This is a genomic window from Candidatus Pelagibacter sp. Uisw_137 (assembly GCF_047720245.1).
Lineage (GTDB): Bacteria > Pseudomonadota > Alphaproteobacteria > Pelagibacterales > Pelagibacteraceae > Pelagibacter.
Genome location: NZ_CP159811.1, coordinates 1,282,964 through 1,307,230, shown reverse-complemented (window position 1 = coordinate 1,307,230; position 24,267 = coordinate 1,282,964). Strand labels below are relative to the sequence as shown.

The 24,267-nt window shown below is 29.3% G+C and carries 32 protein-coding genes and 1 riboswitch; of the genes, 18 read left to right on the top strand and 14 right to left on the bottom strand.

Annotated elements, in window-relative coordinates; translation table 11 throughout:
• Window positions 1-12 precede the first annotated feature (12 nt).
• The 3 genes from ABXT61_RS06995 to tsaD all read right to left on the bottom strand — a co-directional run bounded on the left by ABXT61_RS06995 (window position 13) and on the right by tsaD (window position 2,910).
• The gene (locus tag ABXT61_RS06995; RefSeq protein ID WP_415278225.1) at window positions 13-426 is read right to left on the bottom strand and encodes an EVE domain-containing protein; all 414 of its coding nucleotides are present in this window, start codon (window positions 424-426) and stop codon (window positions 13-15) included.
• A gap of 76 nt (window positions 427-502) precedes the next feature.
• Window positions 503-1,507, bottom strand: coding sequence for a putative sugar O-methyltransferase (locus ABXT61_RS06990; protein ID WP_415315204.1), 1,005 nt, complete (start codon window positions 1,505-1,507; stop codon window positions 503-505).
• Window positions 1,508-1,836: 329 nt separating this feature from the next.
• Complete coding sequence (gene tsaD, locus ABXT61_RS06985) at window positions 1,837-2,910, bottom strand: tRNA (adenosine(37)-N6)-threonylcarbamoyltransferase complex transferase subunit TsaD (protein ID WP_415315203.1); 1,074 nt, start codon at window positions 2,908-2,910, stop codon at window positions 1,837-1,839.
• 59 nt (window positions 2,911-2,969) lie between these two features.
• On the opposite strand from tsaD, the gene hemC reads away from it, so the two are divergent.
• The 7 genes from hemC to ABXT61_RS06950 are packed head-to-tail and all read left to right on the top strand — an operon-like array spanning window position 2,970 to window position 8,566.
• Window positions 2,970-3,893 carry a hydroxymethylbilane synthase gene (gene hemC / locus ABXT61_RS06980; protein WP_415315202.1) on the top strand — a complete coding sequence of 308 codons (924 nt, stop codon included), beginning with the start codon at window positions 2,970-2,972 and terminating at the stop codon, window positions 3,891-3,893.
• A gap of 1 nt (window position 3,894) precedes the next feature.
• Window positions 3,895-4,593, top strand: a complete 699-nt coding sequence (locus tag ABXT61_RS06975) for a uroporphyrinogen-III synthase (RefSeq protein ID WP_415315201.1) — start codon at window positions 3,895-3,897, stop codon at window positions 4,591-4,593.
• 2 nt (window positions 4,594-4,595) lie between these two features.
• Window positions 4,596-5,681, top strand: coding sequence for a mechanosensitive ion channel family protein (locus ABXT61_RS06970; protein WP_415278219.1), 1,086 nt, complete (start codon window positions 4,596-4,598; stop codon window positions 5,679-5,681).
• Window positions 5,678-5,968 carry a YggT family protein gene (locus ABXT61_RS06965; protein WP_415315200.1) on the top strand — a complete coding sequence of 97 codons (291 nt, stop codon included), beginning with the start codon at window positions 5,678-5,680 and terminating at the stop codon, window positions 5,966-5,968. The genes ABXT61_RS06970 and ABXT61_RS06965 overlap by 4 nt, the downstream gene beginning before the upstream one ends.
• 8 nt (window positions 5,969-5,976) lie before the next feature.
• Window positions 5,977-6,822, top strand: a complete 846-nt coding sequence (locus tag ABXT61_RS06960) for a bifunctional 5,10-methylenetetrahydrofolate dehydrogenase/5,10-methenyltetrahydrofolate cyclohydrolase (RefSeq protein WP_415315199.1) — start codon at window positions 5,977-5,979, stop codon at window positions 6,820-6,822.
• The gene (locus ABXT61_RS06955) at window positions 6,823-7,497 is read left to right on the top strand and encodes an FkbM family methyltransferase (protein ID WP_415315198.1); all 675 of its coding nucleotides are present in this window, start codon (window positions 6,823-6,825) and stop codon (window positions 7,495-7,497) included.
• 16 nt (window positions 7,498-7,513) lie between these two features.
• On the top strand, window positions 7,514-8,566 hold the full coding sequence (locus tag ABXT61_RS06950; RefSeq protein ID WP_415315197.1) for an MBL fold metallo-hydrolase: 1,053 nt from the start codon (window positions 7,514-7,516) through the stop codon (window positions 8,564-8,566).
• Window positions 8,567-8,568: 2 nt separating this feature from the next.
• On the opposite strand, the gene ABXT61_RS06945 is transcribed toward ABXT61_RS06950, so the two are convergent.
• The gene (locus ABXT61_RS06945; protein WP_415315196.1) at window positions 8,569-9,660 is read right to left on the bottom strand and encodes a PQQ-dependent sugar dehydrogenase; all 1,092 of its coding nucleotides are present in this window, start codon (window positions 9,658-9,660) and stop codon (window positions 8,569-8,571) included.
• Entirely contained in the window at window positions 9,635-10,345 is a 711-nt protein-coding gene (locus ABXT61_RS06940; protein WP_415315195.1) for an SDR family NAD(P)-dependent oxidoreductase, read from the bottom strand. The genes ABXT61_RS06945 and ABXT61_RS06940 overlap by 26 nt, the downstream gene beginning before the upstream one ends.
• A gap of 27 nt (window positions 10,346-10,372) precedes the next feature.
• Here ABXT61_RS06940 and ABXT61_RS06935 point away from each other — a divergent pair, with 27 nt between their 5' ends.
• The 6 genes from ABXT61_RS06935 to ABXT61_RS06910 all read left to right on the top strand — a co-directional run bounded on the left by ABXT61_RS06935 (window position 10,373) and on the right by ABXT61_RS06910 (window position 15,202).
• The gene (locus ABXT61_RS06935; RefSeq protein WP_415315194.1) at window positions 10,373-11,863 is read left to right on the top strand and encodes a cryptochrome/photolyase family protein; all 1,491 of its coding nucleotides are present in this window, start codon (window positions 10,373-10,375) and stop codon (window positions 11,861-11,863) included.
• On the top strand, window positions 11,863-11,985 hold the full coding sequence (locus ABXT61_RS06930) for a DUF2256 domain-containing protein (protein ID WP_018413654.1): 123 nt from the start codon (window positions 11,863-11,865) through the stop codon (window positions 11,983-11,985). Before ABXT61_RS06935 ends, ABXT61_RS06930 begins: the two co-directional genes overlap by 1 nt.
• Window positions 11,982-12,395: a YqaA family protein gene (locus ABXT61_RS06925; protein WP_415315193.1), complete on the top strand. Its 414-nt coding sequence runs from the start codon at window positions 11,982-11,984 to the stop codon at window positions 12,393-12,395. The genes ABXT61_RS06930 and ABXT61_RS06925 overlap by 4 nt, the downstream gene beginning before the upstream one ends.
• A 131-nt stretch (window positions 12,396-12,526) precedes the next feature.
• Window positions 12,527-12,591, top strand: a riboswitch (SAM riboswitch).
• 69 nt (window positions 12,592-12,660) lie between these two features.
• Window positions 12,661-13,722, top strand: a complete 1,062-nt coding sequence (locus ABXT61_RS06920) for a homocysteine S-methyltransferase family protein (protein WP_415315192.1) — start codon at window positions 12,661-12,663, stop codon at window positions 13,720-13,722.
• 113 nt (window positions 13,723-13,835) lie between these two features.
• A complete protein-coding gene (locus ABXT61_RS06915) occupies window positions 13,836-14,558 on the top strand; it encodes a type 1 glutamine amidotransferase (RefSeq protein WP_415315191.1) in 723 nt (240 codons plus the stop codon).
• A 35-nt stretch (window positions 14,559-14,593) separates the two neighbouring features.
• Window positions 14,594-15,202: a MarC family protein gene (locus ABXT61_RS06910; protein WP_415315190.1), complete on the top strand. Its 609-nt coding sequence runs from the start codon at window positions 14,594-14,596 to the stop codon at window positions 15,200-15,202.
• Here ABXT61_RS06910 and ABXT61_RS06905 read toward each other — a convergent pair.
• From ABXT61_RS06905 to ABXT61_RS06875, 7 genes are read right to left on the bottom strand one after another with little or no spacing between them, the layout of a single operon-like run.
• A complete protein-coding gene (locus ABXT61_RS06905) occupies window positions 15,199-16,341 on the bottom strand; it encodes an FAD-binding domain-containing protein (RefSeq protein WP_415315189.1) in 1,143 nt (380 codons plus the stop codon). The two genes, ABXT61_RS06910 and ABXT61_RS06905, sit on opposite strands and share 4 nt — an antisense overlap.
• Before the next feature lie 6 nt (window positions 16,342-16,347).
• Entirely contained in the window at window positions 16,348-16,728 is a 381-nt protein-coding gene (locus ABXT61_RS06900; RefSeq protein ID WP_415315188.1) for a phosphate-starvation-inducible PsiE family protein, read from the bottom strand.
• Entirely contained in the window at window positions 16,728-17,186 is a 459-nt protein-coding gene (locus tag ABXT61_RS06895; protein ID WP_415315187.1) for a hypothetical protein, read from the bottom strand. The genes ABXT61_RS06900 and ABXT61_RS06895 overlap by 1 nt, the downstream gene beginning before the upstream one ends.
• A 49-nt stretch (window positions 17,187-17,235) precedes the next feature.
• Window positions 17,236-17,862, bottom strand: coding sequence for a DsbA family oxidoreductase (locus ABXT61_RS06890; RefSeq protein WP_415315186.1), 627 nt, complete (start codon window positions 17,860-17,862; stop codon window positions 17,236-17,238).
• A 4-nt stretch (window positions 17,863-17,866) separates the two neighbouring features.
• Window positions 17,867-19,054: an argininosuccinate synthase gene (locus ABXT61_RS06885; protein ID WP_415315185.1), complete on the bottom strand. Its 1,188-nt coding sequence runs from the start codon at window positions 19,052-19,054 to the stop codon at window positions 17,867-17,869.
• A 4-nt stretch (window positions 19,055-19,058) separates the two neighbouring features.
• Window positions 19,059-19,565: an invasion associated locus B family protein gene (locus ABXT61_RS06880; protein ID WP_415315184.1), complete on the bottom strand. Its 507-nt coding sequence runs from the start codon at window positions 19,563-19,565 to the stop codon at window positions 19,059-19,061.
• Window positions 19,556-20,593: an aldo/keto reductase gene (locus ABXT61_RS06875; RefSeq protein WP_415315183.1), complete on the bottom strand. Its 1,038-nt coding sequence runs from the start codon at window positions 20,591-20,593 to the stop codon at window positions 19,556-19,558. The genes ABXT61_RS06880 and ABXT61_RS06875 overlap by 10 nt, the downstream gene beginning before the upstream one ends.
• 73 nt (window positions 20,594-20,666) lie before the next feature.
• On the opposite strand from ABXT61_RS06875, the gene ABXT61_RS06870 reads away from it, so the two are divergent.
• Complete coding sequence (locus ABXT61_RS06870) at window positions 20,667-21,428, top strand: Bax inhibitor-1/YccA family protein (RefSeq protein WP_415286358.1); 762 nt, start codon at window positions 20,667-20,669, stop codon at window positions 21,426-21,428.
• Window positions 21,429-21,433: 5 nt separating this feature from the next.
• On the opposite strand, the gene ABXT61_RS06865 is transcribed toward ABXT61_RS06870, so the two are convergent.
• Both ABXT61_RS06865 and ABXT61_RS06860 read right to left on the bottom strand, forming a co-directional pair.
• Entirely contained in the window at window positions 21,434-21,778 is a 345-nt protein-coding gene (locus ABXT61_RS06865; RefSeq protein WP_415315182.1) for a DUF2794 domain-containing protein, read from the bottom strand.
• On the bottom strand, window positions 21,771-22,322 hold the full coding sequence (locus tag ABXT61_RS06860; protein ID WP_415315181.1) for a septation protein A: 552 nt from the start codon (window positions 22,320-22,322) through the stop codon (window positions 21,771-21,773). Before ABXT61_RS06860 ends, ABXT61_RS06865 begins: the two co-directional genes overlap by 8 nt.
• A 78-nt stretch (window positions 22,323-22,400) precedes the next feature.
• Here ABXT61_RS06860 and hspQ point away from each other — a divergent pair, with 78 nt between their 5' ends.
• From hspQ to ccmE, 4 genes are all read left to right on the top strand, one after another.
• Window positions 22,401-22,721, top strand: a complete 321-nt coding sequence (hspQ, locus tag ABXT61_RS06855; RefSeq protein ID WP_415315180.1) for a heat shock protein HspQ — start codon at window positions 22,401-22,403, stop codon at window positions 22,719-22,721.
• Window positions 22,722-22,902: 181 nt separating this feature from the next.
• Complete coding sequence (gene ccmC / locus ABXT61_RS06850; RefSeq protein WP_415315179.1) at window positions 22,903-23,613, top strand: heme ABC transporter permease CcmC; 711 nt, start codon at window positions 22,903-22,905, stop codon at window positions 23,611-23,613.
• Window positions 23,610-23,837 carry a hypothetical protein gene (locus ABXT61_RS06845; protein WP_415286356.1) on the top strand — a complete coding sequence of 76 codons (228 nt, stop codon included), beginning with the start codon at window positions 23,610-23,612 and terminating at the stop codon, window positions 23,835-23,837. The genes ccmC and ABXT61_RS06845 overlap by 4 nt, the downstream gene beginning before the upstream one ends.
• Before the next feature lie 10 nt (window positions 23,838-23,847).
• Complete coding sequence (gene ccmE, locus ABXT61_RS06840) at window positions 23,848-24,267, top strand: cytochrome c maturation protein CcmE (protein ID WP_415315178.1); 420 nt, start codon at window positions 23,848-23,850, stop codon at window positions 24,265-24,267.

Below are 24,267 nucleotides of genomic sequence, written 5' to 3'. Positions count from 1 at the left end.
GAATTTTTTTATTTAAATACTACTCATCTTATTTAAAATTTTCCAGCTTTTAGAGTCTATGGGCATAACAGATAATCTACTTTGTTTAATAAGTGATAAATGGCTAAGAGACTTGGTTTTTTTAACCTCTTCAAGAGTTACACTTTTCTTTAATTTTTCTTTAAACTTTACTTGAACAGCTACAAATCGCCCATCTTTGTCAGTTTTATCTAAGAAAGCTTCCTTAATAACCTCAACTATACCAACAATTTCTTTACCTATATTTGAGTGATAAAAAAAACAAAGGTCTCCTTTTTTCATTCCTCTTAAATTTTTAGCTGCTTGGTAATTTCTTACCCCATCCCAAGGAGCACCCTTAGCACCAGCTTTTTTTTGTTGATCAATTGACCAAACGTCAGGCTCTGACTTCATTAACCAGTACTGCATCTAATTGTTTTCGTTGTGTTTATTTATTTTTCTTATCATAGCACTTTCATTTTACGCTATTTTTACAAACCAATAACTAGTTGTGTTTATTAGTTAATAAAAATTTTTTTATTAACACTAACGGAAAAAAAATTGTTTTTTTCAAAAAGTATTTGTTCCAAAAAAAAAATTCCCATGGTTTTAAATAAAAAATTCCAAAAATAAAATTAAATAAATTGAAAGAAAAATGACTCCCTTCTTTTTTTTTAAGTAATAAGTTCAAAACACTTGATTCTCGGTAATTTTCTTTTGAATAATAATAGTTATCTTTTTTTAGATAAATTTTTTTAAAAGAAGTTTTTTTAAAATTATATGAAAAAAAATATGTTCGTTTAACTACTCTATTTGATATTAAACAATATCCTTCTGTTTTTAGAATATTATTAAAATATTTTATATAATCATTTACTTCATCAATATCCATTTCCATGAAAGACCGTGTATTGACACAAAAATTAACTGAAGAATTTTTAATTAAATGTTTCTGATTAGGGAATAAAAAAATAAAATCATAGTCTTTTATGTTTAAATATTCCTCCCCATTTATTTCATTTGGAAGAATAATTTTTGAATCTGGAAACAAGGTAAAACATAAAGCAATTGAACTTTGAATTGATTCAGGAAGGTCAATAAATATATTTGTAGTTTTTTTATTTTGGTGAATAATAAATTGTAAAAGACCACTCCCTGATCCAACATCAAGACAAATATCGTTATCTTTTATAATTTTTTTTATTTCATGAAAATAATGAGAAAGATGTAATAAGTGATAAGATCCACTTTTTTTTAATGTACAAAGTTTTCTCTCTCCCAGTTGAACAAATTTTTTTCCATTAATAGGAATTATTTCATCATGAATTATACTTTCATCAAATATTTTTGGAAGATAGTCTCTGCTTCCTTTTGAATTAAATAAACCATCTTTAAAATCTACTTCAAAAGTTATTTTTTCTTTTTCCCAATATTTTCCAAATTTATATTTGTTGTTTATTATAGAGTCTTTGAATTTTTTAAATCGAATGTTTAGATTATTTTTTAACATATTTGTTTTTTATTAAAAAAAACCCTTTTATTAAACAAAAAAATACAACCATTAGCTAGTTTCAACCTCCTTGTTCTTTCTGCTTTACTTTTGGAACCAGGATGGTACTCAGATTTCCAGTTGTAAATATTTTGGTTTGTAAGCTTAAGATTTCATCATATTATTTAGTTAGATATCGTCAAATCGTACTATGCAATGTCATATGCATTAATAGTATTTATTTGACTTTGGTTAACTTTTCTAATTTATAAAATATCGTAAAAGTTAGTGGAAGTTGGTAGAATTTTAATGGGGGACTAGGTATGTTGGTTTCATCAACCAGTACTGCATTACAACCTTACTCCAGCACCTTTTAAAAAAGGAGCATCTGCATCTAAAGGCCATCTAGGTTTTGCAGAACTATCTAATTCACTAAACTGTTTCAATTTAAATTTCTCTAATCCAACCATTGCAATCATTGCAGCATTGTCTCCACACAAATTAATAGGTGGAAATATTGCTTCAAAATTTTCTTCTTTACAAAGATTAGTTAGAACCTCTCTAATTCTTTTGTTTGCAGCAACGCCACCTGCAACTACAAATTTATTTTTATTTGTTGTGTTCATTTTTTTAAATTCTTCAAAAGCAATTTTACTTTTCTTATATAGTATTTCTTCAATTGTTTTTTGAAAAGATGCTGCAAGATCATATTTTTCTTGATCAGTTTTTATCAGTTTTGATATTTTTAAAACAGCAGTCTTTAAACCTGCAAATGATAAATTACAGCCCCCTTTATGAAAAATTGGCTTGGGTAATTCATATTTATTGGGATCACCTTTTTTTGCATATACTTCAATTTGGGGCCCACCAGGAAACTCTATTCCTAATAACTTTGCCGTTTTATCAAATGCTTCACCTACAGCATCATCAATAGTTGTTCCTAATCTTTTATAATTTCCCAAGCCTTGCACACTTAAAAACTGAGTATGGCCTCCAGAAATTAAAAGTAATAAATAAGGATAGTTTAATTCAGAATTTAGTTTTGGGCTTAATGCATGTCCTTCTAAATGATTAACGGCTATAAAAGGTTTATGGAGAGAAGAGGCCATTGCTTTTCCAAAACTTAAACCAACAGATAGACAGACTATAAGACCAGGTCCAGCAGTTGCAGCTATAGCATCCAGGTCCTCCATTTTTACTCCACTTTCATCAAGTGCTTTTTTTGTGATTAAATCTATTTTTTCTATATGAGATCTTGCAGCAAGTTCGGGCACAACTCCACCAAACACTTTATGAACATCTACTTGACTTGAAACAATACTTGACAAAATTGTTGGCATACCTTGCTCATTTTCAGTTATGATGGAAGCAGCTGTTTCATCACAGCTTGATTCAATTCCTAAAATTATGGGTTTTTTATTCATTAAATTAGTTTTTATTAATATTACATTCTCAATATAAGTATGAAGTATAAAGCAATTAAATGAAAAATAGAAAAATTATTATAGGCTCTAGAGGAAGCAAATTAGCATTAATCTATGCAGAAAAGGCTAGAGAAAAAATTCTCAAATACTCAAAAGATTTTGGAATTGAAGAAGTAATCATTAAAGAAATTGTAACTAAGGGCGATCAAGTTCAGGACAAAAGGTTATCCGAAGTAGGAGGCAAAGGACTTTTCTCAAAAACTATAGAAGTTGAATTATTAGATAAAAAAATTGACGTAGCTGTGCATGCGTTAAAAGATATGCCTTCTGAAGAAACTAAGGGATTGTTAACAGATTTTTTTTTAGAGAGAAATGATCCAAGAGAAATTTTAATTAGCAAAAATAATAAACATCTAAAAGATTTAGCCTCAAATTCAATTATTGGAACATCCTCATTTAGAAGAGAATTTCAGATAAAAAAGATAAGAGAAGATCTTGATTGTAAATTAATTAGAGGAAATGTTGATACAAGAATAAGAAAACTTAATGAGAATTTATATGATGCAATTATCCTATCTTATGCTGGAATTGATTCTTTAGGATTGAATCAAAATATCTCTCAAACTTTTTCTACTTCAGAAATTATACCCTGTGCTGGACAAGGAGTTATTGCCTTGCAGTGTAGAGATAACAATAAAAGTTTAATTGAATTATTAAAACAAGTTGATCATCAATCAACACACAGCTCAATAAAAGCTGAAAGAAATGTCTTAAAAGTTTTAGAAGGAGACTGTGAAACAGCAGTAGGAGCATTTGCAAACATTGAAGGGAATAAAATTAATCTTGAAGTAGAACTTTTTTCATTAGATGGAAGTAAAAGATTTCACTTAAAATCATCTGAAAGTATAGATAAAGCAGAAGAATTAGGAATAGAGATGGGAAAAACTCTTAAAAAGATGTCTAATAATTCTTACAAAAAATAATATGCATATTTTATTCACACGACCTTTAGATGATTGTCATGAAATGATATTAAAATTTCAATCATTGGGTCATGAAATATCTCATTTACCTTTAATCAATATTGAAGGTTTAAAATATGACACTCCCAACTATTCTGAGTTTAAAGGAATTATTTTTACAAGCACTAATGCTATTAAATTTTTGGATATAAAGAACATTGATAAAAAATTAAAATGCTTTTGTGTTGGAGATGCCACTGAAAAAAAAGCTAGAAGTTTTGGTTTTCAAAATGTTTTTGCAGCCGAAGGAAATGTTAATAATCTTAAAGAATTAATATTACAAAATTTTAGATCGTCTGAAGGAAAGCTAATTTATATAAGTGGAGAAATAATCTCTAGCAATATAGATAAGGAGCTAATTTCAGATGGCTACAATGTGGAAAGAATAATCAATTATAGAGCCAATGAAATTAAAAAGTATGATGAAAGCTTTATTGAAAAACTTAAATTGAAAATGCCTGAAATCACTTACATTTATTCACAAAATAGTGCGATTAATTTTTTAAAAGTAATTAAAAATTATCAGCTAGAAACCTTATGGATGAATACTAATTTGATGTGCATTGGAGAAAAAACCTCTTCAATTCTTAATGAAATTAAGTGGAAAAAAATTTTTCTTTTTAACCCTGGAGAAGAAGAATTTTTGCTATATAAAATTTAATTATGGACATATTTAGTAATTTTAGTGATCTGTTTATTTCTGTTTGGTCTAAAGGAATTCGTGGAGTTGATATTTTTCAAATTCTAATTGGTATTGGAATATTTTTTATTTTTTTAATTTTTAGAGGAATAATAAGTAAAGTTATTATTAAAAGATTAGAAGCAATTTCAAAAAGAACTACAAATAAATTAGATGACACATTCGTCCATGCAATGGAAGGACCAGCTAGATTTTTACCAATTGTTCTAGGTTTTTTTATTGCAAGTTATTATATGTCTTTTGCAGATGATGGGAGAGCCATAGTTGATACAATTAATCGAACATTAATTACAATTTTAATATTTTGGGTTATCCATCAAATTATTGAACCAATTTCTTATATTTTAAGTGGACTAGATAAAATGTTAACCCGTGAGTTAGTGGGCTGGATAATAAAATCTTTAAAGATTTTAATTTTTATTTTAGGGTTAGCTGCTGTTCTTGAGCTTTGGGGAATAAAAATTGGACCAATTATTGCTGGACTTGGTTTATTTGGTGTTGCTGTTGCGTTAGGTGCACAAGACTTATTCAAAAATTTGATTTCAGGGATTTTAGTTTTAGTTGAAAAAAGATTTAAGATTGGAGATTGGATTTTAGTTGAAGGTATTATTGAAGGTATTGTTGAGAAAATTGGTTTTAGATCAACAGTTTTAAGAAAGTTTGATAAATCTTTAGCTATAATTCCTAATTTTCAGTTTGCTGAAAATGCAGTTATCAATATTAGTGAGACAACTAACTGGAGAATAGATTGGGCAATAACACTTCAATACGACACTACTGTTGATCAGTTAAAAAAAATAAGAGATGAAATTGAAGGCCACATTAATAAAAATGATGATTTTGATAAAGCTGTAGGAGTTGCGGTTAGAGTTGAAAAATTTTCAGATAGTTCGATTGATATGAGGGTTAGATGCTTTACTACTTCTAATAGTTTTTCAACATGGTTGGAAGTTAAGGAAAAACTTGCAATTGAAATAAAGCAAATTGTTGAAGGAAACAAAGCAGCTTTTGCTTTCCCAAGTCAGTCAATTTATATTGAGAAAAAATGATAGCTATTTTTTACTTAGCACTCCAAATATTAAAGCTTTATTCTTATGTGGTAATTACAAATGTAGTAATTAGCTGGCTTGTTTCTTTTAATATTATAAATACTCAAAACAGGTTTGTTTATTCAATATTAGAAATGACTTACCGATTAACTGAGCCAATGCTTAATAGAATAAGACGATTTCTCCCTAACTTGGGATCATTAGATATTGCACCAGTAGTACTACTGTTGTTGATTTGGTTTATAGAAATGTGTATGAAACTCTACATTGCACCAATGATTTTTTAGGGAAATTTATGATCTTGATAGATGGAAAAAAAATAGCAGCTGAACTCAGAGAAGAACTAAGACAAGAGGTTGTAGAGTTAAAAGCTAAGTATAATAAAATTCCAGGACTTACAGTAATATTAATTGGAGATATGGCTCCTAGTCAAATTTATGTTCGTATGAAAGAAAAAGCTGCGAATGAAGTGGGGTTAAAATCTGAAGTAATTAGATATCCAGGGACTGTGGAAGAAAAAACGGTATTAGATAAAATTGACGAGCTAAATAAAGATGAAAGTATTTCGGGAATTTTAGTTCAATTGCCTTTACCAAAACACATCGATAAGCAAAAAGTTATTGAAACTATTTTACCAGGTAAAGATGTTGATGGGTTTCACCCAATGAATGTTGGAAATCTTTCATCAGGATATGAAAGTTCAGTACCTTGCACCCCTTTAGGATGCTATCTAATGATTAAAAAAATCGAACCAAATTTGAGTGGGAAAAAAGCGGTTATGATTGGTAGATCAAACTTAAATGGCAAGCCAATGGCGCAGTTACTTCTAAAAGAAAATTGTACAGTAACAATCACTCATTCCAGAACTAAAGATTTAAAAGCAGAATGTTTAGAGGCAGATATTATTGTTGCAGCGGTTGGTATTCCAGAACTTGTAAAAGCTGACTGGGTTAAAAAAGATGCAATTGTAATAGATGTTGGAATTAATAAAACTGAAAACGGTATAGTTGGAGATGTTGCTTTTGAAGAAGTATCAAAAGTTGCAAGAGCTTTAACACCCGTTCCAGGTGGAGTAGGACCCATGACTATTGCCTGCCTATTAAAAAATACCATTGAGTGCTTTAAAAGATCACAAAAATAAGTGTTAAAAAAAATATTCAGAAAACTTCACATAATTCACAGTATTTACATTAAGCATAAATTTTTTATCAAAAAAAAATCTTATGCAATGAACAATGAAGACACCGCTATTTTAAACTACTTTAAAGATAGAAAAAATGGTTTTTACGTAGATGTTGGCTGTTATCACCCTATACATAGAAATAATACTCACCTATTACATATGCAGAATTGGAGTGGAGTTAATGTAGATACAAGTCAATTTTCTATTGACCTTTTTAACTTTATGAGACCCAAAGATCTTAATTATAATTGTGCAATTTCAGATAAAAATGAAAATATAAAACTATTTTATCAAAAAGAACTTAGTCAACTAAGTACGATAGAAAAGGGTCAAGCAGAAATTGTTTTCCAAGGCAACATTAAAGAAAAAGAAATAAAAGCTTTTACTTTGGATGAAATACTGAGCAGAGATAAATATAAAAATTCTAAAATTGATCTTTTAGATATTGATGTAGAGGGTGCTGACCTAAAAGTTCTAAGGGGACTATCTTTTGAAAAGTTTAAACCAGAATTAGTGTGTGTTGAAGTTCATGCAAAAGGAATAAAAAAAAGTAATATCTATAATTTTTTAATTGATAAAAACTATGAACTATTATGGTCAGGGGTTTTTAGTCATATTTTTAAAAGATTATAGAATTAAGAAAAGATAGATGAAAAAATTTTTAACTTTCTTAATTACGATTATTATTTATAACTCATCATCAATCGCTATGGATAAAAAACCTTATCATCATTTACCAGATGGAACCTTTAGAAATCCAGAAGGATCGCCAGCTAGAACTAGCCAAGCCAAGTTTTCTTACACACAATTTATTAAATTGAAAAAGAAAATAGACATGACCGTTCCTAAAGAACACGTTGTTGATAAAGGCAAAGTTTTATCTGATTTAGAAAAGTATAAAAATGAAGATTATATTGCTTGGATTGGTCATGCTACTTACTTAATTAAACTTGGAGACACAACGATTATAACAGATCCTGTATTCTCTAAAAATGCGGGACCTTTAATTTTTGGCCCAGATAGATTTACTGAGCCTGCTCTAAATTTAAATGAAATTCCAAAAACAGATTTATTATTATTAACACATAATCATTATGACCATCAAGATATGGGAACTATTAGAAAGTATCCGTTTAAAGATACAAAAGTTTTAACACCTCTAAATCTTGGAAAATATTTTATAAAAAATAAGTTTAACGATGTAAATGAAATGGATTGGTATGAAGAAATCAAAGTTAATGAGGATTTAAAAGTAACATTACTCCCAGCTGTTCATTGGTCTAAAAGAAGTCTAACAGACATGAATAAAACACTCTGGGGCAATTTCTTAATTGAATATAAGGGTAAAAAAATCTTATTTGCTTGTGATACTGGCTATGGAAATATTTATAAAGAATTAGGTGAAAAATATGGTCCAATTGATTTAACAATGATTAATATTGGAGCTTATGATTTTAAACCTATGTTTGATAAATCGATTTATCACACAACACCAGAAGAAGCCTTAAATGTAGCTAAAGATTTAAGAAGTAAAAAAGTTATGGGAACACACTGGGGAACTTTTGTTTTATCATTAGAACCCATTATGGAACCACCTATACGATTTAAAGCTAGTGCAGAAAAATATGGTTTTAAAAAAAATGATGCAATCATTTTTAAAATTGGAGAGATTAACACTTTAAAAAATATATTATCAAATTAAGATTATTTTTTTTCCATTAACCATAAAGCATTTTCACTTAAGAAAAATATTTTACCATTAGATGGATGAACTTGAATATCTCTTATTCTTCCAACATTATTTTTAAATACAAGATCTTCCTTAACATTAGTTAGATCATTAAATATTAATTTTCTTAAAGATTTGTCTTTTAAAGAAGTAACTAGCGCATGCCCATTCCATTCTTTAAACTCATTTCCTTTGTAAATTGTAATAGCGCTAGTAGCTATAGAAGGTACCCAATATTGAATTGCTTTAGTAAAACCTGGCTTCCATTTAGGACCTATCTTTGTTCCTGAGTAATTTTTTCCTCCCCAGCCTAAAATTTTCCATCCATAATTTTCTCCTTTTTTAGCCTCTCCAAACCAATCGCCACCTCTTGCTCCATGATTACTTAGATATATTTTTCCATCATAATCGGAGAGTGTTAAACCTTGTGGATTACGAACACCTATTTGATAAATTTCGGGTAACCAGTTTTTCTTACCTTCAAATTTTGGGTTATCTTTTGGAATACTGCCGTCAGTATGAATTCTAATAATACTACCAGGATGTTTTGTGGGATCTTGAGCAATCATACCTTGGCCTCTTTCACCAGCTGATGCATAAATATAATTATCTTTAATCGCTAATCTTGAACCAAAATGATAACCAGAATCTATAGGAGGGTTTGCTTGAAAAATATTTTTAAAATTTAACTCTTGTTTGTTTAATTGTGCTATTGCAATTGATGTGCTTGTTTTCGAGTCCCCTCTATCTTCTGAATAAGAAATCCATAGAGTATTATTTTGGTAAATAATATCTAACAATCCACCTTGGCCAACTTCCAAAAAATTAAGATTATGTTTAATCTCTGTAACCTCTTTTGAAACAACATTAACGATTTTAATTTTTCCACTTTTTTCAGTAATAATGATTTCATCATTATTAATAAATGATGATCCCCAAGGCTCATTTAATTCTATTATTTTAGTGAATTTATAATTGTTAGAAAAGCTTTTTGAGGCAAATAAAAGAAAAAAAATTATTAATAAAAAATACTTTTTCACTTTAAGAAAGTTTTGATCTACCACCATCAACAGCTATTATCTGTCCAGTAATCCAAGAACTTTCTTCGGTAATTAAAAATTTAGCAAGCGCTGCAGAATCTTTTCCTTCACCCAATCTTTTAAGAGGATGAGCTTTAGCAATTCCTTCTGCAATTGTTGGATTTTTTAACATTGGTTCTGCAATTTTAGATTTTGATAAGCTTGGTGCTATGCAATTTACTCTAATATTTGGAGCAAACTCAGCAGCCAGTGTAACAGTTAATCCTTCAACAGCAGCTTTAGCAGAAGCAATGATTGCATGATTAGTAAAACCTCTTTGAGCAGCAACAGTTGAAAATAAAACTACTGAACCCTTGTTTTTTTTTAAACTTTCTTGAAATCCTTTTATAACTTCAATAGCTGAATAAAGGTTTAGTTTCATACATTTATTCATATCTGCTTCAGTGACCATTCTTAATGGTTTTAAATCGATAGAGCCCACACAGTAAGCGACCCCTTTGATTTCATTAATATCTGATTTTACTTTTTCTATAAACCCATCTTCTAAAACATCGGCAACCGTATAAGAGCAACCCAGTTTTTCTGCAATTACTTTAACTTCATTTTCATTTCTTGCAACTAGATGAAGATCATTACCTGAATTTTTTAATTGTTCAGCTAAGCTAGAACCTACAGAACCTGTCGCACCAAAAATAAGATATTTTTCTGACATATAATTTTTATTTAGTTATATTAAACTATGAAATTGTTTTTTATACTTGGCAATCAATTATTTCCATTAAAATACGTAGACCGCTTCAAAAAGGACCACTCTTTTTACATGGCAGAAGACCATGAACTATGTACTTATGAAAAGCATCATAAGCAAAAGATACTGCTATTTCTATCTTCTATGAGGTCATATGCGGATATGCTTAAGGTGAACAAATACAAAGTTGAATATTCTAAAATTGAGGACAAGGATTTTAAAGACAATTATTTTAAGAAATTAAAAATTATCATTGATCAAAAAAAAATTACTGAAATTTCAAGCTTTGAGGTTGAAGATAAATTTTTTGAAAAGAAAATTTCTCAATTTTTAAAAAAAGAAAAAATTAACTGGAATATTGCTCAAACCCCAATGTTTTTAAACTCAAGAGATGAGTTTAAAAGTTATTTAGTAAAATCAAAAAAACCTTTTATGGCAACATTTTATAAAGAGGTTCGTAAAAAATCTGGAATATTAATGGGCGCCGATGGAAACCCTATTGGAGGCAAATGGAGTTTTGATGAAGATAATAGAAATAAGTTACCGAAAGATATATTAATACCAAAATTTCCAAAAATTAACGAAACCAGTCATACTAAAAAATTAAAACCAATTATTGAAAAATTATTTAAAAATCATCCTGGTAGCACAAATGATTTTTGGCTTGCGACTCAATATAGTGATGTTGTTAAGCTTTTAGATTTTTTTATTAAAGAAAAATCAAATTTATTTGGTGACTATGAGGATGCTGTTAATCAAAAAGACAATATTTTATTTCATAGTGCATTAAGTCCATATATTAATTTAGGTCTAATTACTCCTGAGATTATAATCCAAAAAATTTTAGAATTTCATAAAAAGCATAAAATTAGAATGAACTCACTTGAAGGATATATCCGTCAGGTAGTTGGCTGGAGAGAGTTCATGCGTGGAATTTATCAAGGTTATTCTGATGAAATGGAAACTAAAAATTTTTTCAAGCATGAAAGAAAAATGAAAAAATCTTGGTACGAGGGAACAACAGGTTTACCCCCATTGGATCATGCGATTAAAAACGCCGTTAATCATGGGTGGTCACATCATATAGAAAGGTTAATGATTTTGTCCAACATCATGAACCTTTGTGAGGTGAAACCAACAATTGTCTACAAATGGTTTATGGAGATGTTTGTGGATTCATCTGACTGGGTGATGGTTCCTAATATTTATGGAATGGGTTTATTTAGTGATGGAGGTATTTTTGCAACGAAACCATACATCTGTGGATCAAGTTATTTTATGAAAATGATGGATTTTAAAAAAGGAGAATGGTGCAATACAATGGATGGCCTGTACTGGAGATTTATAGATAAAAACAGAAAATTTTTTTTAAAGAACCCTAGATTATCAATGATGGTTTATGTTTTTGATAAAATGAAAGATGAAAGAAAAAAGATGATTTTATCCGAAGCTGATAAATTTATTAAACAAAATACTATTTAATGAAAAAAGAAAACTTGCCTTCAAAAGTTTGTCCTGTCTGTAAAAGACCTTTTGTTTGGCGTAAGAAATGGAAGCTTAATTGGGATAAGGTAAAGTATTGTTCCAAGAAGTGTTCGAAGTGATTTACTTATCTTTATTTGCAATATCTTTTTTAGCTGCAACCATTTTACCATTTTCATCTGAACTTATGTTGGCAGGATTAATTGCAACATCAAATTACGATAATTTATTACTGCTAATAGTTGCAAGTTTTGGAAATATTTTAGGATCAGTTGTTAACTGGTATTTAGGATTTTATTCAAGAAATCTTACTACAAAAAAGTGGTTTCCATTTAAAGAAACACAAATAGAAAGATCATCAAAATGGTTTGATAAATTTGGTAAATGGTCATTATTGTTTGCCTGGGTACCGATTATTGGAGATCCATTAACATTAGCAGCAGGATTACTTAGGGTTAAATTTAAGGAGTTTTTAATTTTGCTCACAATTGGTAAAGTTAGTAGATACTTTATTATTTATTATTTTATTTGACAATTATCAGAATAAATGATTATATTATGTTAGCGCTGAGTTAAGTTTAATTGCGGAGCGCGTTATAAATCCTGCTAAAGCGACGCTTCAACCACCGCTTTAGATAGGTGGTTTTTTTTTATCTTTTATAAAATTAAGCCGGGCAGTTGAACCATATTGTGCGCCCTGCATTTGCTTAAGCACTAAAAAGGAGAAAAGAGGCCTATGAATTTAACCCTCTTGTTAGAATGTAACCTTTTTTCTCCAAAAAAGCTGGAGAAAAAAAATGAGTACAAATAGACTAAAAGAAAGATTAGATAAAGGACCTGTTATATGTGCAGAAGGTTTTTTGTTTGAAATAGAAAAACGTGGGTATATGGCATCTGGAGAATTTGTTCCGATGGTATCCCTAGATCATCCTGAAGTGTTAGAAAATTTACATAGAGAATTTCAGCATGCAGGGTCTGATATTGTTGAAGCCTTTACTTATAATGGGCATAGAGAAAAAATGCGTGTGATAGGTAAAGAAGAACTTCTTGAACCTCTAAACCGTTCAGCATTAAAAATTGCTAAAAAAGTAGCACTAGATACTCCCAAAGGATCAAAACCAAATTTGATGGCGGGTAATATCTCTAATTCAAACATTTGGAAGCATAACGACTCTCAATCTCAAAAAGAAGTTGAGGGAATGTTTTCTGAAATGATTGGTTGGGCCGTTGAAGAAGGGGCTGACATGTTAATTGGTGAAACTTTTTATTACGCTGAAGAAGCTTTTAAAGCACTTGAGGTTATGAAAAAAACTGGCTTACCAACAGTATTAACAATATCTCCGATGGGTGAAAATAAAATGAGAGATGGAAAATCTGTTGTTGATACCTGTAAAGAGCTTGAACAGCTTGGAGCAGATGTTGTTGGTTTAAATTGTTTTAGAGGGCCAGCAACAATGTTGCCCTTTTTAAAAGAGATTAGAAAAGCAGTTAAATGTCATGTTGGAGCTTTACCTATTCCTTATAGAACCAGTGAAGATTACCCAACATTTTTTAATCTACCAGATAGAAGTAATTGTCAGTGTCCATCACCACATGGAAGAACATTTCCTACAGCTCTAGATCCACTTCTTTGTAATAGATATGAAATAGGTCAATTTGCAAAATGGGCAAATATTTTAGGAATACATTATCTTGGAGTATGCTGTGGAGCAAACCCAATGTTGATTAGAGAAGTTGCCGAGTCAGTTGGCTTAACTGTTCCAGCAAGTAAATATAGAGAGAAGATGGAAAATCATTTTATGTATGGAAAAAATAAAAGAATTCCAAAACATATGACTGAATATGGAGATAAAGCATAAATTAGATAATTAAAGTTAGCTACCTAGGCTTACTAAAGTTAGGTAGCTAAATTATATAATTATATACTTAAAATATTGTTATAGAGTTCATTCTAAAATACTATAAATTAGCAATGAATATAATTGTCTTGCAGCACATCAAAATTGAAGATCCTGGATACATAAAAGATCTTATGTTGGATGATGGATTTAAACTAACTACAATAGAGTTGGGTGAAGGTGAAAAAATTCCAAGTGATCTAAATAAATTTGATGGAATGTTTTGTATGGGTGGTCCAATGGACACTTTTATGGAGCAAGAATATCCTTGGTTAGTTGAAGAGAAAAAAAAAATTAAAGAATTTGTCATTGATTTAAAGAAGCCCTACCTAGGCTTTTGTTTAGGCTGTCAGTTATTAGGAGAAGTTGTGGGTGGTAAGGTAGTAAAATCTAACCCAGCAGAAATTGGAATAATGGATATAAATTTTACTAAAGAAAAAAATGAAGACATTTTATTTTCAAAATTTCCAGATCAAATTAAAAGTTTACAGTGGCATTCTTATGAGGTGCAAGGAATAGATAATAATAAAGATGTTACTTTGTTAGCCTCATCACCAGTAACCAAATATCAAATTTTTAAATATCAAAATCATGCTTATGGAATTCAATTTCATATTGAGATTAAAGACACAACAGTTAAAGAGTGGGGCTCCGTAACTGAATATAAAAAGGCTCTTGAGGATCAATTAGGTGATGGTGCATTAGAAAAATTTGATCAAGCTGCAAAAAATAATATGACCGATATGAACAACTATTCAAAAACACTCTACGAAAATTTTAAAAAAATTATAATTTAAATTGTAATATTCTTTTAAAGAGATAGATAAATCAGATGACTGAGATTTTTATTCAAACTTTTTTTCTGTATTTTATTGTTATAGATCCATTGGGAAATACTCCATTGTTTTTAAGTATTACTCAAAACATGGATACCAACAAAAAGATAAGAATAGCATTAAGTGCAACAATAATAGCCTCAATCATATTGCTATTTTTTGCATTACTTGGAAGTGCATTACTAAGTTATTTAAATATTTCTTATTCAGCATTCACAATTGGTGGAGGAATAATTTTGTTACTAATTGCAATAGAGATGTTGTTTGATAAACGTCAACAAAGGAAAGAAGAAGATATAGATCTTAATTATGATAACGTTAGCATTTTTCCTTTAGCAACACCTATTATTGCAGGACCAGCTGCCATTACTTCTGTAATAGTCTCAGTTTCAGATATTGGAACTAATTTTACCAATCAAACTGCAGGAATGATTTCATTAGTGTCTGTTTTATTTTTAACTTTCATAATTTTTTTTATAGCTTCAAAATTTTCTAAGATAATAAATAAAAAAATAATTGGAGTTATCTCAAGGGTGGTAGCTATTATTCTTGTTGGATTAAGTGTGCAATATATTTTGGATGGTATTAAAACCTTTTTAGCTTAATTAAATTTAGCAATAATTTTTGGAATATAATTTTTAAAATTAAAAAAACCTTTATTACAGTATTCCCAAGAAAACTGATCTAACTTTCTGTATAAAAATTTTATATTTTTTAATTGATTATTTTGAATAAAATCTAAATTTTCACCAACAGTTGGATAAAGAGCACAAACTTCTTCGGTGATAATATTTAAATCATTAATATTAACAGTTTCACAATTAATTGATTTTTCTTTTAATCTTATTTTTTGATCCTCTAAAAGATTAGCTTTAAATTTCAACACTTTTTCACTCAATTTGATAGTTCTATTTGTATCATTTAAGACTAACAAAATTTTTTTAAATTTATATTTTTTAAAATCAGAAAATTCAAAATTCATATTATTTTCAAATATTAATAAAGTTTGATCCTCCAAAATTTCAGAATTCAAAAAATCTTTTTTATTAATAGGATAAGTTTTATCACTGAATATTGGTGTGGCATTTTCATTAAGTTTTATGTTTTTAAATCTATTGTTAGTAAATTTATTTATATTCCATTCACTTGCTAGATAATGTTTACCTTGAGTTTGAACCCCAGCTACCCATCTCCAGCTAAGCGTATTTGATGCAGCATCACCATCATAAAGATGTTGCATAAAAAATTCCGCACCTAATTGCCATGGTAATTCTAGTGTAAAAATCCAAATACTAGCAAACCACATTCTTGTATGGTTATGGAGATAGTTATTTTCTTTAAGCTCAATTACCCATTGATTAAAGCATTCTATATTTGTTTTACCTTCAATAGCCTCTTTATAATTTTGATTATTTTTGAACTCTTTTCTAACTTTTTCTAGTTCTTTTAGGTAATCAGTCCAAACATTGGGTCTTAACTCCAACCACCCTTTCCAATAAATACGCCATAGAACTTCTTGAATAAATTTTTCATTTTTAGAAAAAGAAAACTTATTGAGAGATTTACCAATTACTTCTAGTTCGTTAATTACTCCATGGGTTATGTATGGAGATAGACAAGAAATATTTGATCTGTTATCAGTTCCAAAATCAAAATTTCTTAATTTTGAATAATCTGTAAGATTTTGTTCAATAAAATCATTTAATTTTTCAATGGCTTTAGCCCTTGAAGTTTCAAATTTCATTGTAGTTTATTTTGATTTTTTCTTCTTCAGTCCTAATTTGTCACTGTGTCTTAATCTTAGAATAACTATTGCAGATGCAATAAGGACTATTGCAACAGCTTCATAGACTAATGCTGAGGGATCCATTTCTTTTCCTTGTAATATAATAAATCGAGCTAGCGCAGTAATTGCAATTAAAAGAGGCAACGTTATGCTTATTGATTGCTGGTCCCAAAAAACTCTGACCATTGCTAGGACTTCTAGATATAGAAACATTAAAAGCAAGTCAGCTAATGTAACTGATTGATTTAGAAACATATTTTTAATTTCCATTCCAACAGCAATTACAGTGCTTACTAAAATAATGCACATTAATGCTAGCTGTAAATTTTTTGCTATTTTTTCCATCACTTATCTTTACTAAATGGTAGCCATTTTTCAAACACTGATTTTGATGGACCATCATATGGGATTGAGTAAGAGCTAGGGTTGGGACTCGTTAAAATCTCTATTCCCTTAGAAAATACAAAGATAAATACAATGACAAAAACAATAACCATTATTTTAAATGGATCAAAATTTTTAGTTTGGAATACACTGCTAGATTGCGCCTCTGCTTTATGAAAATGCTTGAATGTCATATAGACTGCAAAAATAAGTCCAATGTGTGCTATATAAAGACCAGCCCAACCAAAGGCAAAGGTTGTATAAGAAAAAATATATAAACTAAAAACAGTTGTCCAAACGAAGCTTAGAACTAATAAAATTTGTAATCTTACAGATCTCGGCAAAGCTCTCAGATCATTTTTGCTATCATCAAATAAAATGTTAGCAGCATCTATCATCCAATTTTTTAGTGATTCCATATTACCAGAATAGATATTTATACATTAAAGGCAAAGGTTAAAGTGTCCTTTAATTTTTTTGGCTTAAATTAGACCTTATTACACTTTCTAAATTTGTAGAGCTTTGGGCGCCTGAAATAAAATCTGTTCCTATCTCAAAGAAAGGCACTCCATTAATCTCTTTTTCTTTTGCAACTGAAATGTATGAATTAACTTCTTCAATATTTTTTAAATTAAAAAAATCATTAATTATATCTGCGTTAATATTAAATTCTTTACCAATATTAATTAAGATTTCCTTATCTCCAATATCAAGACCTTCAATAAAATATGATTGATATATTTTTTCTTTAATTTCGTTGTGTGCATTAGATTGTTCGGCTAATTTTATTAATAAATGAGAAAATACTGTATTGGGTGTTTTCTTTATCTTATCTAGATTAAAATTAAGATCTTCTTTGTTGGCCTCTTCTGTCATTCGATCGTACATCGGTTGAGCAAATTTTTTTCCACCAAACTTTATTTCTAAGTACTTACTTCTTTCAATTCCTTCTTTAGGCATGTCGGTATTTAATTGAAATGGGATATGCTCTATCTCAAATTTAGTTTCAGGAAAATTTTTTAATGCATTATTTAATCTTGTTTGACCAATAAAACACCAACCACAAATTGTGTCAGCAAATACTTTTATTTTCATTATTTTATGAACGAAGTTTTCTTTTATGAAGGTTAATAAATCGTTCTACATTTGATTTATTAAAAGTTTTATTTTCTTCAAAAGAAACTTTTTTCATTGAGTAAGCATTACTTTTTGTCTGTCTAGACATTATGGTGATATTACCTTTGTATAATTTAAGCTTAACGGAGCCATTAACTTTATTCTTTTTAAGGTCGACAATTTTTTGAAGTTTAAATCTTGCTTTTGAGTACCAATAACCATTGTAAATAAGTTCAGCATATTTAGGCATAATCTCATCTTTTTTATGCATAGTTTCTTTATCTAAAGTAACAGACTCAATTGCTCTATGTGCTGACATTAATAGTGTTCCACCAGGTGTTTCATAAACACCTCTAGACTTAATCCCAATAAATCTGTTCTCAACTAGATCAACTCTACCTATTCCATTTTTACCAGCAACATCGTTAAGTTTTTCTAATAAGTTTCCAGGTGACAATTTTTTGCCATTAACAGTTATTGGATCTCCATTTTTAAATCCTATAGTTACAAATGAAGCTTTATTGGGGGCTTTTTCAGGAGATACCGTTCTTTGAAAAAGAAACTCAGGAGCTGAATTTTTTGGATTTTCTAAAACCTTTCCTTCTGTTGATGTGTGATATAAATTATCATCAATAGAAAAAGGAGGGGCACCTTTTTTATCTGTCGGAATTGGAATATTTTTTTTTTTTGCATATTTAATTAAATCTGTTCTAGAGTTTAATTTCCATATTCTCCATGGCGCAATAATTTTTACTTTTGGCCCAAAGTAATGATAGCCTAATTCAAATCTTACTTGATCATTTCCTTTTCCAGTTGACCCATGTGAAACAGCATAAGCACCAAATTTTTTAGCAGCAGCAATTTGTCGTTTTGCAATTAAGGGCCTTGCAATTGAAGTACCCAATAAATAAACACCTTCATAAATTGCATGTCCTCTAAGCATTGGAAAAACATAATCTTTTACAAACGTATCTTTTAAATCTTCAATAATAATATTTTTAACACCTAATCTTTTTGCATTCTTTATAATTTTTTTTCTATCAATTTCTTGACCTACATCAGCTGTGTAACAAATAACTTCTGCATCATAATTTTCCTGAAGCCATTTTAAAATAATAGAAGTATCTAGACCACCAGAATAAGCGAGTACAATTTTTTTCTTAGGCTTCATTTAATTAACTGCAGCTAGTTTTTGCAGCATTATAAGCTTTAGTAAAACCTAACAATGAATAGTGATCTTTAGTTTGAGAGCCTTTTTGATTATAACCAGTGACCATTATTCTTGATCCTCTCTTCATGGTCTTAATCATTTTGTTTTCAAGTTTGTTGTCAGCAATCCAAGCAAATCCTTCTTGAGCAATATCAAATTTATATTTAGATTTTCCTGATGTAGCTGTAATAATATTCTTTTTATTAAATTCATAGCCACTAGTAATGCTTATTTCATTACTAACTTTTTCACCTGGTCTAAAAGAAACAAACATCCTTGCTTCTCTTAAATTAGATTTTGGAGACTGTAATACAGGGACTGATTGAGCAAAACAAACTTTACCAGTTTGTTCAGTTATAACCATTGTCTCCCAGTCTTTAAATTTACCCACTTTTTTTACTTCTTGTGAGTTTGCACTAACTGAAAACAAGGTTATAAAAATTATGATTATAAAATTTTTAATTATGGACATGGGTTAGGGTAAATTGTTTGTACTTCATTTATTTCGTTAATTACATCATTGGTTAAATCTATATTTACACTTTCTACGTTGGTTTTCAACTGCTCCATTGTAGTTGCTCCAATAATAACACTTGTCATAAAAGACTGTATTTCACAAAATTTTAAAGACATTTGAGTTAAATCAAGGTTATGTTTTTTAGCTATTTCAAAGTATGCATCCACTGCTTTATTAGTGTTAGGTTTTGCATACCGAGTCCAAAAACTACCATCACGTTCAATTCTTGAATTTTTTGGCATTTGATTGTTTCTATATTTTCCAGATAAATACCCACTTGCTAAAGGAGAATAGGCCAATAAACCAATTTCATCTCTTACAGAAATTTCAGCAAGGCCAACTTCATAAGTTCTATTTAATAAATTATAAGGATTTTGAATTGACATCATTCTTGGAAGTCCTTTTTCTTTTGATAACTCTAAAAACTTAGAGACACCCCAAGGTGTTTCATTCGATAAACCGACTTCTCTAATTTTACCAGCATCAACAAACTTTTGTAAGTTGCCCAAGACATCTTCAAATTTATTCCATTCTCCATTATCTTTATGTTCATAACCCAACCTTCCGAACATATTGGTATTTCTTTCTGGCCAATGAAGTTGGTAGAGATCGATGTAATCTGTTTGTAGTCTTTTTAAACTATCATTTACAGCTTGAGTCATTTTCTTTATTCCATAATTATTTCCACCACCTCTTAAATAAGCTCTCATAGGTCCAGCAACTTTAGTTGCTAAAATAACCTTGTCTCTCTTGTTTGATTTTTTAAACCAATTACCAATTATAATTTCAGTATGACCATAAGTTTCTTCTCTTGGAGGAACAGCATAAAGCTCTGCAGTATCCCAAAAGTTTACACCTTGATCTAGGGCATAATCCATCTGCTCAAAACCCTCATTTTGTGTATTTTGTTCGCCCCAAGTCATTGTTCCAAGGCAAATAGTGCTTACTTTTAAATCTGTATTTCCTAGTTTTTTATAATTCATAATAATTAAGCCTTATTAAGACATCTTATTAAGACATCTTGAAATAATAGTAAAAGGCTATTATATTTAAGCTATGATATTTAATAAACAAAATTTGCTGAATAAAGTAAAAGAAGCCCAACAATCAACAGTAGTAATGGATGAGGGCTTAAGAGCCTACATGCTAAAAGTCTACAACTACATGGCTTCTGGTATTTTGTTAACAGGACTTATATCTTTAATATTTTTCAAACTATCTGTTGTAACAGATGCTAACGGATCAATTACATCATTAACAAGCTTAGGAAATACAATATTTCTTTCAGGTTTTAAATGGGTGGTAATGCTAGCTCCTCTTGGAATAGTTTTTTATATGAGTGCTAGGATTAATAAAATGTCAGCATCAGCTGCTCAAACAACATTTTGGGTTTTTGCCTCTTTAATGGGGCTATCACTATCTTCAATATTCTTAGTTTATACTGGAGCGAGTATCACTAGAGTATTCTTTATTACTTCTATTACTTTTGGTTCAATGAGCATTTATGGGTACACAACTAAAAGAGATCTTACAAAATTAGGATCATTTTTAATGATGGGCTTAATTGGTATTATTGTTGCATCAGTTGTTAACATGTTTTTAAAATCTTCAATGATGGATTTTGTAATCTCAATTCTTGGTGTTTTAATTTTTGTAGGCCTTACTGCTTATGACACTCAAAAAATTAAAAATATGTATGTATCAAGTGATACAGGAGAGTTGATGAGTAAAAAAGCTTTAATGGGTGCTTTAACTCTTTACCTAGACTTTATAAATTTATTTATAATGTTGTTAAGATTATTTGGCCAAAGACGATAGTATTTTTATTTCTTAAGGTTTTTCCAATTAGTATTTTTAAGTAGAATTTCTAAATCAAAAGAATTTTTTAAAACTTTACTGTTAGAATCTGTAATTAAATATTTTAGATTTTTATTGCTGGGTTTAAAGTTTTTACAAATTTTATACAAAGCATTCTCTGCTGCATTTTTAAAGACACTAAAGCTAACTTGCCTGTTAGAAATATTTAAACCATAGTCTTTCCATGATCCTTCAGAGACCATTTTTGCATATAGATCTAAAATTATTTTAAGTTCATTTTTTTCAAAAAATTGTCTTTCTTCTATTTGTTTGTGAGGATTATTGATGACTAGCTTTAAATTTCTATTCATCGAGTTTGTGTTTATTAATCAATGATATCTGAAACCCTGTAAAGACAAGGGTTATTGGCAACATTCCCCATACCTTAAAATTAACCCAAAACTCCTCTGTTTGAGTTCTCCACACACACTCATTAAGGATTGCAAGGCAGAAGAAAAAATACATCCATCTTTTATTTAATAATTCCCAACCTATGTCAGTTAGGGAAATTGATTTACCCATTATCTTTTTAAGAACAGGTTCATTTGTAAAATATTTTCCAAAGTATAAAGCAAGGGCAAATAAAATATTTATGATTGTTGGTTTTACATAAAGAAAAACTGGATCGTTAAAATAAATTGTTAGACCACCAAAAAATGTAATTAAGACACCACTTATTAAAGGCATCATGGGTATTTTTTTTTCAAAAAACCAGACAACTATTAGTGCAATTAATGTTGCAACTATAAGTGGAGGAATTGCAACTGCTAGGTTTTTATCATTGTTATAATAATAATAAAAAAATATAGCTAAAGGCCCGAAGTCTGTGGCAAATTTAAGAAAAGATTTATTCACTTGACAGATATTAACATAATAAAAAAAATATAAATGTTTTTTATTGATTTTTATTTTTAAACCCCCATATTAATAGGAATGACAATCCAAAAAGCAAAATTTTCAATAGGCGACATTGTAAAACATAAACACTTTGAGTTTAGGGGTGTGATTTATGATGTGGATTTCGAATTTAATAATTCTGAAGAATGGTATCAATCTATTCCAAAGAATGTTCGTCCTAGAAAAGATCAGCCTTTTTATCACCTGTTAGCAGAAAATGATGAAATTACTTATGAAGCCTATGTTTCAGAACAAAATCTATTAATGGATGATTCTGAAGATCCAATTAAACACCCTTTAATTGAAGAGATTTTTTCTGGTAAAAGAGGTTCTAGCTACTTTAAGCCCTCTAATTAATTCTTTTTTCAAACACAATTAATTCAAATCTTCGACATATATAGTTGCTATCTATAATCATGTTCTGATCAGGAGTGTTAAATAACGTTTTTATCATTATTGACTCCCTCTGCATTCTTGATCAGGATGACTTTCCATAATAAAAATTAAATTATCTTTTTTTGATATATATAATTTAAAAATGTTTAAATATTTTGAGCCTAATAAAATTTTTGCAATAACCTCTAAAGCACCAAAGTACGTTTTATTTTTATTTATTATTGTCTTAACAATTGGCTTAACCGAAGCGCTTATACTTTCACCTGAAGATTATAAACAAAGTGATGCAGTAAGAATTATGTATGTTCATGTACCGGCTGCATGGATATCACTTGGAATATTTTCAAGTTTAGCTTTATTGTCTGTTGGAAGTTTTGTTTTTAAAAATAAAAATTTTGCTCTAATTGCTAAAAGTTTAGCACCTTCAGGATTTATATTTAATATCATTGCATTAGTTACAGGTTCTATTTGGGGAAAACCAACTTGGGGTACCTGGTGGGCTTGGGATGCAAGAATAACTTCTATGCTAATTTTAGCTTTATTTTACGGAATGTATTTATTGGCTTGGAGAATTTATGATGACAAAGAACAGGTAATTAAAGTTACCTCTTTGATTGCAATTTTAGGAGTGGTGAATGTTCCTATCATTAAATTTTCTGTAGATTGGTGGAATACGTTACATCAACCAGCTTCAATTAATATTTTATCAACCAACACAGCAATTCATCCATCAATGCTAGTCCCATTGGGCATTATGACTGCGGCATTTGCCCTTTTTTCATTACTCATTTTTTTGATGAAATATAATGCAGAACTGATAAAAATTAAAAATAAAGGATTAGATAGATTATGATAAATGAAATAATTTCAATGAATGGATACGGAGCTTACGTATGGTCAGCTTTTTCATTTACATTGATTAGTTTTACAGCCCTGTACTTTGTAACTAAGTTACAGCTTTTAAAAGAGCAAAAAAGATTTGCTTCTAAATTTGGTTCTCTAAATGTTGAGAAAGCAAGAGCTGCAAGATCACAAAATATTAATAGAGAAATATTATCCAATACATCAAATATTTAACTAATAAACCATGTATGGTAAAAAAGTTAAATTACGATTTGTATTCTTAGCTTCAATCTTAGCCTCAGTAATTTTAGCAGTTTTTTTAGTTTTACAATCATTAAAAGAAAACGTTGTATATTTTCAGTCTCCGTCTGAAATAAAATCTTTAATAGAATTAAATAAAAAAAAAATAAGAGTGGGTGGGATGGTTAAAGAACAATCGATTTTTATAGATTCTGATAAAGTTAATTTTGTTATTACTGACTTTAAAAATGAAATTAATGTTGTTTATTCAGGGGCAGTACCCAATTTATTTGCTGAAGGAAAAGGAGTGGTTGCGGAAGGTTTTTTAAAAGATAAGAATTATTTTACAGCTACTAAAATTTTAGCAAAACATGATGAAAATTATATGCCCCCAGAAGTTAAAAAAGCTATGGGAGATAAATAA